The 13027-nt window shown below is 61.7% G+C and carries 11 protein-coding genes; 7 read left to right on the forward strand and 4 right to left on the reverse strand.

Annotated features, from left to right (window positions below; all coding sequences use genetic code 11):
* On the reverse strand, nucleotides 1–329 hold a 329-nt coding region (locus EPO09_RS10425), incomplete at its 3' end, for a hypothetical protein (protein ID WP_290642825.1).
* Nucleotides 330–567: 238 nt separating this feature from the next.
* Here EPO09_RS10425 and EPO09_RS10430 point away from each other — a divergent pair.
* Nucleotides 568–1308 carry a TetR/AcrR family transcriptional regulator gene (locus EPO09_RS10430; RefSeq protein ID WP_290642826.1) on the forward strand — a complete coding sequence of 247 codons (741 nt, stop codon included), beginning with the start codon at nucleotides 568–570 and terminating at the stop codon, nucleotides 1306–1308.
* Between the two features lie 2 nt (nucleotides 1309–1310).
* Here EPO09_RS10430 and pyrC read toward each other — a convergent pair whose 3' ends face one another.
* The gene (gene pyrC / locus EPO09_RS10435; protein ID WP_290642828.1) at nucleotides 1311–2354 is read right to left on the reverse strand and encodes a dihydroorotase; all 1044 of its coding nucleotides are present in this window, start codon (nucleotides 2352–2354) and stop codon (nucleotides 1311–1313) included.
* Nucleotides 2355–2573: 219 nt separating this feature from the next.
* Between pyrC and EPO09_RS10440 the strand changes: the two genes are divergently transcribed.
* From EPO09_RS10440 to EPO09_RS10460, 5 genes are all read left to right on the forward strand, one after another.
* Complete coding sequence (locus EPO09_RS10440) at nucleotides 2574–5240, forward strand: C25 family cysteine peptidase (RefSeq protein WP_290642830.1); 2667 nt, start codon at nucleotides 2574–2576, stop codon at nucleotides 5238–5240.
* A gap of 29 nt (nucleotides 5241–5269) precedes the next feature.
* Nucleotides 5270–5821 carry a cohesin domain-containing protein gene (locus EPO09_RS10445; protein WP_290642832.1) on the forward strand — a complete coding sequence of 184 codons (552 nt, stop codon included), beginning with the start codon at nucleotides 5270–5272 and terminating at the stop codon, nucleotides 5819–5821.
* 144 nt (nucleotides 5822–5965) lie between these two features.
* A complete protein-coding gene (locus EPO09_RS10450) occupies nucleotides 5966–7036 on the forward strand; it encodes a putative solute-binding protein (RefSeq protein WP_290642833.1) in 1071 nt (356 codons plus the stop codon).
* A 173-nt stretch (nucleotides 7037–7209) separates the two neighbouring features.
* Nucleotides 7210–8028, forward strand: coding sequence for a dienelactone hydrolase family protein (locus tag EPO09_RS10455; RefSeq protein ID WP_290642835.1), 819 nt, complete (start codon nucleotides 7210–7212; stop codon nucleotides 8026–8028).
* Nucleotides 8029–8115: 87 nt separating this feature from the next.
* Nucleotides 8116–8832, forward strand: a complete 717-nt coding sequence (locus EPO09_RS10460; protein WP_290642837.1) for a lipase secretion chaperone — start codon at nucleotides 8116–8118, stop codon at nucleotides 8830–8832.
* On the opposite strand, the gene EPO09_RS10465 is transcribed toward EPO09_RS10460, so the two are convergent.
* Nucleotides 8818–9876 (reverse strand): AraC family transcriptional regulator, encoded by a 1059-nt coding sequence (locus tag EPO09_RS10465; protein WP_290642839.1) that lies wholly within the window; start codon nucleotides 9874–9876, stop codon nucleotides 8818–8820. The two genes, EPO09_RS10460 and EPO09_RS10465, sit on opposite strands and share 15 nt — an antisense overlap.
* Nucleotides 9877–10256: 380 nt before the next feature.
* Between EPO09_RS10465 and dapA the strand changes: the two genes are divergently transcribed.
* A complete protein-coding gene (gene dapA, locus EPO09_RS10470) occupies nucleotides 10257–11147 on the forward strand; it encodes a 4-hydroxy-tetrahydrodipicolinate synthase (RefSeq protein WP_290642841.1) in 891 nt (296 codons plus the stop codon).
* Here dapA and EPO09_RS10475 read toward each other — a convergent pair whose 3' ends face one another.
* Complete coding sequence (locus EPO09_RS10475) at nucleotides 11148–12992, reverse strand: ABC transporter ATP-binding protein/permease (protein ID WP_290642843.1); 1845 nt, start codon at nucleotides 12990–12992, stop codon at nucleotides 11148–11150. It lies immediately after the preceding gene.
* Between the last annotated feature and the right edge of the window lie 35 nt (nucleotides 12993–13027).

Below are 13027 nucleotides of genomic sequence, written 5' to 3' on the forward strand. Positions count from 1 at the left end.
GTGGACTTGTCGTACACGCTGCTGGGCGCACGCTCAGGTAGCGTGTACGACAAGTCCACCAGAGACTGCGGGAACTCCAGCGTGCCACTGCCATCGGTCATGTAGAAGGACTGCCCCGGCGTCACGGTGGTGGCCATCGAGCCCGTCACCTTGATGGTCAGCGTCTGGGTGCCGATGACGGGGAAGGTGCATTGCAACGGAATGCGCAGGCTGCCGATCTGGCTGTTGAGCGGGATCACGGTGGGATCCACGCCGGCATGGGCCGTGGCCTGCATGGCCATGAGGCACGCCACGGCCAAGGTTGAAGCAAGGAAGCGGTTGGTTTTCATGTTTATCTCCAATGGTTGGCGCCGATTGATCGGCTGGTTGTCATGTCGGCCACCATCTGCATCATTCTGCGCAAATTGGACAATCCAACATTTCCATTTGCAACCATAACGCTTATCGAATCGCGTTCACGTCAGGGTTTCACCCGTCCATCGCCGACATAAGTGATGCCATCCACCGGATCACGTTCAGGCCTCCGGCAGAATCAGGGCATGCACCTGCGCCCGATTTGCTGAACCCATGTCTGATCGACCAGCCAAGAAAAAAAGAGCCCCCACCGTCACACGCCGCTATGGCGGCGTGGATGCAGCCGAACGCCGCCGAGAAAGGCAGCGCAAGCTGATTGATGCGGGACTGGAAGTTTTCGGTACGCGCGGCTATCACCTGTCAACCGTGCGGGACATCTGCACGCAGGCCGCACTGACGGAGCGCTACTTCTACGAGTCGTTCAAGACGCTGGGCGAACTGTTCGACGCCGTGTATGCCGAGTTGCGCAGCCAGGTTCAGCAAAAGGTGATGGCGTCCATCATTGCGCGGGGCATGGCGCAACCCGACCCGATGGCCATGGGTGAGGGCTCCTTGCGCGCCTGGTATGCCTTCCTGCATGAAGACCCACGCCGCGCCCGCATCATGCTGGTCGATGCGGTGAGCGTGAGTGAGAGCGGCATGCGGGGCGCCGAGGCCGCCATCAATGAATTCAAAGGCATGCTCCGCACGTTCGTGAGCATGCTCTACCCCGACATGGACAAGTACGGCATCGACCTGGATGTGATCGTCTCAGGCCTGGCTGGCGCCACCATCTACATCGCCAAGAACTGGACGCAATCGGGCTTCAAGTATTCACTCGATGAGATCCTGGCGCACAACATGCTGATCTTCCGCAGTCTGGACGGCGTCTACCAGCATGCGGCCGCACAGGCATCAGGCCAGCGCACGGCCGCCCCCCGTCCACGCAAAGGGCGTCGCGCCAGCGAGGTCTGAGATCAGACCAGACGCCAGTGCAAGGTCTCGCCGCCACGCAGCGGCTTGATCTCGGTTTCGCCAAAGGGCAGCACCTCAGGCACAACCCAGTCTTCACGCTTCAAGGTGATCTTGTCGGTGTTGCGCGGCAGGCCGTAGTAATCGGCGCCATAGAAGCTGGCAAAGGCTTCGAGCTTGTCGAGCGCACCAGCGGCCTCAAAGGCTTCGGCGTACAACTCGATGGCGCAAGGTGCGGTGTAGCAACCCGCGCAGCCTGATGCATGCTCCTTCAAATGCGAGGCGTGCGGTGCGCTGTCGGTGCCCAGGAAGAACTTGGGGCTGCCGCTCGTCGCCGCCTGAACCAACGCCACGCGGTGCTCTTCGCGCTTGAGGATGGGCAGGCAATAGTAGTGCGGACGCACACCGCCCATGAAGATGGCGTTGCGGTTGTAGAGCAAATGCTGCGGCGTGATCGTGGCGCCCACAAAGCGGTCGGCTTCGGTCACGTATTGCGCGGCTTCCTTGGTCGTGATGTGCTCGAACACCACCTTCAGTTCAGGGAAGTCACGGCGCAGCGGGATCAGCTTGTCATCGATGAAGGCCTTCTCGCGGTCGAACACGTCCACATCGCCATCGGTCACTTCACCGTGCACGCACAACACGAGGCCCTCGCGCTGCATGGCTTCCAGCACCTTGTAGGTCTTGCGCAGATCGGTCACGCCGGCATCGCTGTTGGTGGTGGCACCAGCCGGGTAGAGCTTGAAGGCCACCGCACCCATGGCCTTGGCCTTGGCTGCTTCTTCGGCTGGCGTGTTGTCGGTGAGGTAGAGCACCATCAGCGGCTCGAACTTCATCCCAGACGGCACGGCAGCCAGGATGCGCTCGCGGTAGCCCTGGGCCTGCTCGGCCGTGATCACCGGTGGGCGCAGATTGGGCATGACGATCGCCCGCGCAAATTGCCGTGCCGTGGCTGGCACCACAGCCGCCATGGCCGCGCCATCACGCACGTGCAAGTGCCAGTCATCAGGGCGGGTCAGAACCAGGGATTGGGGCATGGAGGCGGTCATGGCAGGCAGGGAAATGGCGAAAACAGGAATTTTCTCATTTCCGACATGACCTTGGCCATTTTCCCTAAGGGTGGGGGTTTCTCGATGTGAGAGGCCCCCACCCTTAGGGAAGCACGCCTCGTGTGGCCTTGTGGTGCCCCCTGCCCCTGCCTAGCCTTCACTCCCATACCGAACCAGTCCGGATTCGGTGCTGTTGAGAGACCGCTTTTGGAGGCGACCATGAACTTGATGAACCCCAGGCTAAGGGCCTGTGCACAAGGCAGCTTCGCGCTGTTGGCACACCTGGCCCTGAGCCAGACCTCGTTGGCGCAAACGGCACCTGGCGTGCGCGTTGATACCGTATCCATGAGCGCAGACCAGACCGTGCTGCGCGTGACCGTTCCCACCCCCATGCTGGCCAATGTGGAGACCGGCAGCGGCGTGTTCCAGCGCTTTGCGCAAAAGAGCGGCCCCGGTGCCGTGAGCAGCGACAGCAATGAAGTCGGCATGCCGCAGGTACCTGTGGCGGGCTTCTCGCTGGCCCTGCCCGTGGATGGCAAAGGTGGCACGGTCGATATCACCCCGGAAGGCGGCATTCAGCGCCTGTCCGCACGCCTGTACCCCGTTCAGCCCCCGATGTCATCGCGCACAGGTGAGGATGGCGGCAACAAGTTCCAGTTCAACGCCGACATCTGGGCCAAGGGCTACAAGACGCCTGGGCAGAAGCAAGGCGAGCGCGGCATCTTCCATGGCGACGCCAATGTGCAGGGCTACCAGCTCAGCCCTTATGGCTATGACCCCTCCCAACAACTCATTACCTACTACCCCAGCTACCTGGTCACCATCAAGCACCCGGGCACCTGCTTCCGCTATGACCGGCTCAAGCTCAAGGGCATGACCGGCAGCACGCAAAGCGCCGGCTTTGATGGCGTGGACCAGCGCATTGAAAAGCTCGCACTGCCCGCCGTGCAGTTCGCACTCAACAAAGGCCTCGTTGCCGAGCTGACCTGCGCACCGCCCATCACGCTGAACCCGGCCTTCCTGGGTGCGCGCTACTTGATCGTGACGCACCCCAACTTCAAGGCCGCGGCCGACGCGCTCAAGGCGCATAAAGAAGCCTTGGGCATCTCCACCCGCGTGGTGACCACAGCCGAGATCACCGGTGCCGGTGCCAGTGCCACCGAAACGCAAATCCGCAATTGGATCAGCAGCTACTACAGCTCGCACCTGGTGCGCCCGAAGTGGGTGCTGTTCATGGGTGATGCCGAGTACCTGCCCACGCACTACGACGCCAAGAACATCTGGGACATGGCCCGCAATGCGGGCGACATGTGGTATGGCCAGTTCCAGCCCGGCGATGGGCCCACCACCATCCCGCCATTCGGCATCGGCCGCTTCCCTGTGGACACGCTGGCGCAGGCCAACACCATCGTCTCGAAGGTGATCGCGTTCGAAAATTCGCCACCGGCCAACTCGATCTTTGGTCAGGACTTCTACAGCCGGCTGACCTTCGGCTCCTTCTACCAGGTGCGCGACAACACAGGCACCAGCCTCACCCGAGACCGGCGCTGGTTCGTGCAGACCTCCGAGATCGTGCGTGACCACGCCATCGGCCTGGGTTACGACGTGAGCCGCTTCTACACGGCTGATGCCGACGCCAACCCGCAGTTCTACGCCAACGGCGACGCCATCCCCGCTGAGCTGACGAAGCCCACCTTTGCCTGGAACGGCAGCAAGGCCGACATGGCAGCGGCCATCAACAAAGGCTCGGCACTGGTCTTCCACCGCGACCACGGCTGGTGGGATGGCTGGGGAGACCCGTCCTTCCTGACCAGTGACCTGTCTCTCGTGTCGGTCACCAACAACCAGTTCCCCGTTGTGTTCAGCATCAACTGCGCCAGCGGCGTGTTTGACAACGAGACGGTGGACCTGCCCGCCAACATCTGGGGCACAGGCTACGGCATGTCCACCAGCACCGCCTACTGGGCTGAGAGCTTCCTGCGCAAGTCTGATGGCGCGTTGGCGGTCATCGGCGACAGCCGCCAGAGCAGCTCGACCGACAACAACCAGCTGACGCTGGGCCTGTTCGATGGCGTGTTCCCAGGCCTGATCAGCACTTTTGGTACCAGCAGCCCCGTGCAGCGCCTGGGTGACCTGCTGAACTACGCCAAGACCTATGTCAGCGACGTGGCCAATGGTTCGCAAGCCAACCTTCATCCGTTGGATGCCAACCAGTCGCGCCCAGGCATCGTCAACCTGCAGCAAGAGCTCAACATCTACAACCTGCTGGGTGACCCCACGGTCAAGCTGCGTGTCTCGCCTCCCTGGAAGTTCAGCATCCCCATCATTACGCTGCAAGGCAACATCGCCAAGGTCAAGGTGCCATCGCAACCCGGCTGCCTGACCTGCCCACCCAATATGAGCAAGCCTGAATGGATCACCGCCATCGCGATTGATCCGGCCACAGGCGGTGTACTTGGTCGCGGGCTGGTGGATGACAACGGAGATGGCGCCATCGATCTGGGCGACTTCAAGGGCGACAACGTGTGGATCCGCGTCGGCTCACCTGATGGCGCAACCACGCAAGCCGCAGCGATCGAGACCGACAGCGATGGCGACGGTATTCCCGACAGCCGTGACAACTGCATCTACGTGCCCAACAAAGATCAGCTGGACAGCGATGGCGATGGCTACGGCAACGCCTGCGATGCCGACCTGAACAACGACGGCTTCGTCAACTCGCTGGACCTGGCCTTGATGCGCAACCAGTTCGGCAAGCGCAAGGTCCCTGGCGACCTCAATGGCGACGGCATCGTCAACTCGCTGGACATCAGTGTGTTCGCCAAATTGTTCGGCAAGGCACCCGGCCCATCGGCCTTCCACCTTGAAACCATCACCCGCAAGTAAATCGTTTTCATCAACAGGAGTTCAAGATCATGAAACTGCATCACACCCTGCTGGCCTCGGCCGCCCTGCTCGCTGCCTTTGCCACCCAGGCGCAAACGGTGTCCGTCAACGCCACCCACACCGATGTCAATCTGGGCGACACCTTTTCGGTGGATATCCAGGCCACGGGCTTTCCTGACAAGATCTTCGGCGGTGGCTACAACCTGGCCTTCGACCCCAGCATCCTGCAAGTCGATGCCATCAACATCCCCGCCTCATGGGAGTTCGCCAAGTCCACCGGCTTGCTGGACGCGGCCTCCGGCACCGTCAGCGACATCTACTTCAACACCTTTGTGGCCCCGATCAAAGGCGACTTCCTGACAGCCAGCATCACCTTCAAGGCTGTTGGTGCGGGCACCTCGGCGATCACACTGAGCGAATCACCCTCCTTCCCCTTTGGCAATGAGTTTGGTGATCCCGTGGCCGTCACTTACCTTAGTGGCAACGCCACCGTGGCAGCGGTACCTGAACCATCAAGCCTGGCGCTGTTGCTGGTCGGGCTTGGCGGGATGAGCCTGGTGGCTCGCCGCCGCCGGGGCTGATGCCTGCCTGACGTACTGAGGCTTGCGATATCGGCGGCGCCGGAAGGCGACATCTGGCGCCGCATGGAAGGGCTTTCGCGACGCGAAGGCCCTTTTTATCGCACAAGCCTCGACGCCACAGTACACATCGATTAGGGTCGAGGCATGACTGCAAAGCCTATCCTCTCACCCCGCCTGGCGTACCAACTGACACTGGCCCTGACGACCGGCCTGTCAGCACACATGGCTGGCGCCGCCCCCGTGGCCGAACCCAAGCTGTGCGTCTTCGATCTGCAAGGCGCCAGCGGCGACATGTTCAACGCCACCAAGGACTACGCCCTGGCCATGCAAGCCAAAGGCACGCCGCTGGTGCTGAAGTCGTATGTGGACGAGCGTGTGGCAGCGGATGACTTCCGCACCGGCCAGTGCGACGCCCTGCTGGCCACGGCCTTTCGCACCCGCACCTTCAACCCCGTTACAGCTGCCACTGATTCTTTCGGCGCTGCGCTGATCCTGCGTCAAGGCAAGGTGGATCACGCCGCAGGCCATGAGGTCATCCGCATGGCCAGCCAGATCTTCAACTCACCGGGCGCATCCAGCTATGTGGTGCAAGGCAAGTACGAACTGGCCGGGCTCATCGATGTGGGCGCCGTGTATGCCGTGGTGCGCGACAAGCGCATGAACACCCCCGAGGCCATGGCCGGCAAGAAGATCCTGGCCTTTGACCACGACAAGGCTCAGGCTGTGCTGATTCAAAAGGCCGGCGCGCAGCCCGTCAACGCCGACATCACCAACTTCGCCAACAAGTTCAACAACGGCATGGCCGACATGGCCGCAGCACCCGCCATCGCCTTCAAGCCGCTGGAGTTGCTCAAGGGCATGGGGCCCAACGGAGCCGTCAGTCACTTCCCCTACATGATCGTGAGCTACCAGCTCATCATCGACCGCACGCGCTTTGCCACCGGCTTTGCCGACGCCTCGCGTCAATATTGGCTGAGTCATTTCGATGAGGTGCTCGCCCGCGTCAACAAGGCCGAGACCGACCTGCCCGCATCGGTGTGGATGGAGCTGTCACCAGAAAACACGCCCAAGTACGCCGAGTTCCTCAGGCAGACCCGTGTCGAGCTGATCGAACAAGGCATCTACAACAAGCAAGGGCTCAAGCTCCTCAAGCGCATCCGTTGCAAGCTGAATCCGGCCGATTCGGAATGCACCTTGCCGACCGAAAGCAATTGACACAACCCAAGCAGGCCATACCCCCCTTTTGGTCTATATCGATACCCCCAGCAGGAGATACCCGAGCTTGGCGTGCGGAGACAAGTCAAGCGCGCTCAAGGTAAAGAATCATTTGTTGCCTTTCAGAACAATGCGGTCACTCGACCTCTACTTACCCCTGAAAGGAAGACAAGATGACTTTCATGAAACACGCGCTGGGTGCCATCACCCTGAGCCTGCTCGCTCTGAGCGCCTACGCCGTTGAAAACGGCCCTGCGCCGACCTTGGATGCGTTGAAGGCCGATGGCCCTTACGCGGTGTCCTCGCAGGCCGTCAAAGGCAATGGCTTTGGCTCTGGCACGGTCTACTCGCCCAACACGCCCGGCAAGTACGCCGTCGTGGCCGTGTGCCCCGGCTTCGTCTCGGCTGAAAGCTCGATGACGGCCATCAGCAAGCGCCTGGCCACACATGGCTTCGTGGTCGTGACCATCGCCACCAACACCCTGTTCGACTTCCCCTCCAGCCGCGCCACGCAACTGCTGGCCGCGCTCAAGACGGTAACCGCACTGACCACCGGGCCCGTGGCCGGCAAAATGGACACCACACGCCAAGGCGTATCGGGCTGGTCCATGGGTGGCGGCGGCACGCTGGAAGCAGCGGGTGCCACGCCCGGCCTGGTATCGGCTGTAGCTTATGCGCCGTGGGACACCTCCACCACCAAGATGAAGGTCAACAAAGTGCCCGTGGCCATCATCGGCGGCTCGGCTGACGTGGTCGCGCCGGTTGCCAGCCACTCACAGAAGTTCTATGACGCCATCCCCGCCACCACGCCCAAGATGCTGCCGGTGATCAACGGCGCCGATCACTTCTTCCCCACCAAGGCCAGCGAGCCAGCCAGCTACAGCGACATCGCCTGGACCAAGCGCTTTGCCGATGGCGATACGCGCTACAGCACCTTCCTCAATGGCAAGGACGCTGCGCTGTCGAGCTTTGTATCGAACGGCCCATTCTGATGATGGCAATGGCTTGAGCGATTGATCAGCTCAGGACTGGAGACCGGTGCCCACTCGCATCGGTCTCCTTTTTCATGGTGCAAGGAGATGCGCAAAGTGACACAGAAGAAGTGGTGGCTGATATCGGCCTTGACGGCAACCCTGATCGCCGGACTCCTGGCCTCCAGCCTGAGAGACGCGAGCGCGCCCTCTTCCACGGTCAACTCCGCTGGCCCCCACACAGGCCTCTCATCGTGGTTCAGCCGCATCACCCCCACCGCAAGCGATCCCAGTGCGCATGCAGCGTCTGGGGCATCAGCACAGCCAAGTGCCACCAGACCTGCCTCGCCACTGGACAGCATGATCCTGCCGACGTTCAGAATCACACCCCAAGGGCACCTCGCCACAGATCAACAGACACGACTGGATATCGAGCGCATCTACGCGCTGTTCCCAAGAGACGAAGCGCGTGCCAAGCTTGACAGTCAATCCAGCAGCTTGCCTGACCAGGCGCAACGTGAACTCCACAACCTGTTCCAGCAATACACGCAGTACGCGCAGGCCGTCACGCAAACGTTTCCACCCGAACAGAACACCGGTGCATTGGACGATGCAGAACGGCAGTTCAGCGGGCTGAAGGCCCTACGCCGCCAGTACTTCGGTGAAGACATGGCCCAAGCGCTGTTTGGCGAAGAAGAAAAAACCGCACAAGAACTGCTGGACCTGATGCGCAAGCAGGCCGATCCCAAGCTGTCCATGGAAGAAAAGGCCGAACAAGCTCAGGCCGAATGGAAAAAGCGGCAAGCACTGTCAGACAAGCCCTGAGCCGTCCTGCTGCGACAAAGGCGTCCGCCTGAAGGCACCAGGCGACATGCCCGTCCACCGCTTGAACGCCCGATTGAAACTGGCGTGATCCGCAAAACCCAAGGTCACCGCCAACTCAGACAAAGGCACCGCCGTCTCGCGCAAATAGTGCTCAGCCTGCGTGCGACGGACTTCATCAACCATCCATCTGAAATTCGCCCCCACCTCTTCCAGCCTGCGCTGCAAGGTACGTGCAGGCATCTTCAAGGCCAGGGCGATGTCCTCCAGGCTGAGCCCTCCGCTGTCCAGGCGGCTGCGGATCAAGGCCTGCACTTTGTCCACCAGCCGGTCCTCCTGACGAGACAACTGCTCCAGCTGTTTGAGCGCCTGGCTTTGCAACAGGCTGTGGCTGGCCGTATCGCGCGACACGATGGGCAGGTCCACGCAGGACGCGTCGCCCCACATCACATCCTGTGGCTGATCGAAGCGCACCGTGCCGCCAAAGATACGGCGATACGGGGCGGCGTCATTCGGTGCGGGCCCTTCAAAACACACATCGAGCTTCAGATCCGGCTGCCCTGTCAGCCAGCGCAGCCTCAAGGCCCACACAGACAATGACAGACGCGCCAGACGCCTGGATTGCTCGCCCGAGGTATGGCACAGGCGCAGATAGAAGCGCGCACCATCCAGGCCACGCTCGACCCTGTGCACGTCATTGAGCAGATGGTGAAAGCGTTTGAGCAAGGTGGCCATTTCCACCACCGTGCCACTGGTCATCAAGGTAAAGCCCAGCAAGCCTGCATGCCATGGCTTGAACTGCTCTGCCAACTGCGGCACCAGATCCGGCAAGCCCAGCATCTGCTCCACCTGGTCCAGCAAGGCATGCCACTGCGTCAAGGTGCAACGCGCCAGTGGATCGTTTTCATCGAGATGCTGAAGGCTGTCGGCATCCAGTTGCGCCATCAGATCGGGCCGCGCCTGCTGCAACTGGCTCAGCAACATGCGCGCATAGGACACATGCAAGGTGCGTGGCGCATGGCCTGGGGGCGAGATTCTGGGCGACATGGCGCGCATTTTTAACCGCAAGGCATTAGATGCCAATCGGTGCGACTACGGGTGCTGTCGCGGTCTCGCTCCCGCGTCTGTCATCGGCAACTTTCCCAGTCGGCCCATCATCCCCTAGAATGGGCCGCATGGACAGCCGCCCGAACTTCACCCAGCTCATTCGCGCCAGCGAAGGCATGGGCACAAGTGCCGTTGCGGGTGCGTCCAGCAAAGCCAAAAAACAGCCGCTCGTCTGACCGGGGCAGCTGCTTCCGTCAGATGAGCGACGGAAACAGCCTGCAAACGGTCAGGGCCACATCGGCCACACCCCATCAGACATTTCCCTTGCCATCCGGACGGTTCTTCAAACCGGTCGCGTATCTCGCATGGGAATCTCATTCATGTCTGCACTCTCGGGAATCTGGGTGGCCATCGTCACCCCCTTTCACAACGATGCCACGCATAGCGCGGATCACACGGCGCTGCGCAAGCTGGTTCAGCATCTGCAGCAAGCGGAAGTCACGGGCCTGGTCGCCCTGGGCAGCACGGGCGAGGCCGCGGCGCTGGACGACGCAGAGCAGGACGCGGTGCTCGACACCGTGCTCGATGCCGCCCAAGGCCTGCCCGTGATCGCGGGCCTGGCGGGCAACCACGTGGGGCATCTGCATGCACGACTGGCGCATCTCAACACCCTGCCCTTGCATGCTGTATTGAGCCCAGCGCCGTACTACGTGCGGCCATCGCAAGCTGCGCTGGTGCAGCACTTCAGCGATCTGGCGGACCGGTCCAGCGCGCCTTTGGTGCTGTATGACATTCCTTATCGCACGGGCGTGACGATGGAGCTGGACACCATCTTGTCATTGGCTGAACACGACAACATCACGGGCATCAAGGATTGCGGCGGCTCACTCGACAAGACCCAGCAGTTGATCGCAGATGGCCGACTGCAGGTGCTGGCTGGCGAGGATGCTCAGATCTTTCACAACCTCTGCCTGGGCGGTGCAGGGGCCATCACGGCGGCAGCACAGGCCTGCCCGCAAGCCTTCATGGCACTGTTTCGTGCGCTACAAGCCGATCGCCTGACCGAGGCCAGACGGTGGCAGCATCTACTCAGCCCCGTGATCCGTGCCTTGTTCGCCGAGCCCAATCCGGCCCTGATCAAGGCCACGCTGGCCGACCAAGGTCTGGGCACGCTGGCCGTGCGATCACCCTTGCTTGCGGGCAGCACGGTGGCGCAGGCTCGCTGCCTCAACGCCATCCGCGAGTTGAATGCGGCGGCCTCATCAGCGTGATCAGCCTGCAGCAGGCTCGCCGCCACCCGCCTGCTGCAGGCGCCACATCTGCGCGTACTTGCCATTGGCCAGCATCAGTTGAGGATGCGTGCCTCGCTCAACGATGCGCCCTTGTTCCATCACCAGAATCTCGTGTGCATGCACGATGGTGGACAGGCGGTGCGCGATCACCAGCACGGTCTTGCCTTGCGCCACGGCAGACAGCTCCGCCTGGATGGCCCGCTCGTTGGCGGAGTCGAGCGCCGAGGTGGCCTCATCAAACACGAGGATGGGTGGGTTCTTGAGCAAGGTGCGAGCAATGGCCACGCGCTGCTTTTCGCCGCCCGAGAGCTTCAGGCCTCGCTCGCCCACCATGGTGTCGTAACCCTTGGGGGTGTGGCTGATGAACTCGTGGATACGCGCAGACTGGGCTGCAGCGATCACCTCGTCGTGCGTGGATTCGGGACGGCCATAGGCGATGTTGTAGGCCACCGTGTCGTTGAACAAGACCGTGTCCTGCGGCACGATGCCGATGCTGCGGCGCAGGCTGTCTTGTGTGAGCTGCTTGACGTCATGCCCATTGACCGTGATACGCCCGCCTTGCACGTCGTAAAAGCGATAGAGCAGCCTGGCCAGCGTGGACTTGCCCGAGCCCGAGGGCCCAACTACCGCCACGGTCTGGCCCGCCGGGATCTCGAAGCTCACATCGTGCAGGATGGGGCGAGCCGGATCGTAGGCGAACTCGACGTGATCAAAGCGTACCGAGGGCGGCTGATGCGGCGCATCCTTGAGCAAGAGCGGCTTGGCATCGGGTACATCGGCCACTTCGCGATCGCGCTCCATCAACGTGAACATCTTGTCCAGATCAGTCAGGGCCTGCTTGATCTCACGATAAATCACACCCAGGAAGTTCAGCGGAATGTAGAGCTGAATCATGAAGGCGTTGACCATGACCAGATCACCCACGGTCATGCGACCTTCCACCACACCACCAGTCGCGCGCCACAGCATCGCGATCAGGCCAAGGGCGATGATGGTCTGCTGACCTGTGTTGAGCAAAGACAGCGTCTGCTGCGACTTCACGCCCGCCTTGCGCAGACGCTCCAGCGCTTCGTCATAACGGCGGGTTTCGAAATCCTCGTTGTTGAAATACTTGACGGTCTCGTAGTTAAGCAACGAATCGATGGCGCGTGAATGGGCTTTCGAATCAAGTTCGTTCATTTCCTTGCGAAAGCGCGTGCGCCATTGCGTGACAGACACGGTGAAGGTGATGTAGACCACCAATGCCGCCAGCGTGATCCACGCAAACATCATGTCGAACTTGGTGGCCAGCAGGCTCAGCACCAGCGTGACTTCGATGAGCGTGGGCACGATGCTGTAGAGCGAGTACGAGATCAGCGAATGCACGGCGCGCGTGCCGCGCTCGATGTCACGGGTCATGCCGCCGGTCTGGCGCTCGAGGTGAAAGCGCAGGCTCAAAGCGTGCAGGTGCGCAAACACCTGCAGCGAAATGCTGCGCGCAGCCCCTTCCGTGGCCTTGGCGAACACCAGTTCACGCAACTCGGTGAACAGTGAGGTGGACAACCTCAGCAAGCCATAAGCCACCAGCAGGCCCACTGGCACGGCCAGCATGGCTTGCGCCATATTGGGATGCGGCGCAAGCTTGTCCACCAGGTTCTTGAGCAGCAAAGGCACGCCCACATTGGCCACCTTGGCGCCGATCATGAAGGCCAGTGCCAGCAGCACCCGGCCCTTGTAGGCCCACAGATAGGGCCACAGGCGGCCCAGGGTGTCGCGGTCGGATCGGGGGCGATTCGTGCCGGAATCCAGGTTTTCGGAAGCGGGAGCGTGTGCGAAGCGGCGCATTTAAGGAACAATGCTTTGACTGATGTAGTAGAGGA

The sequence above is a fragment of the Aquabacterium sp. genome, assembly GCF_004297345.1.
Taxonomy (GTDB): Bacteria; Pseudomonadota; Gammaproteobacteria; order Burkholderiales; family Burkholderiaceae_C; genus Aquabacterium.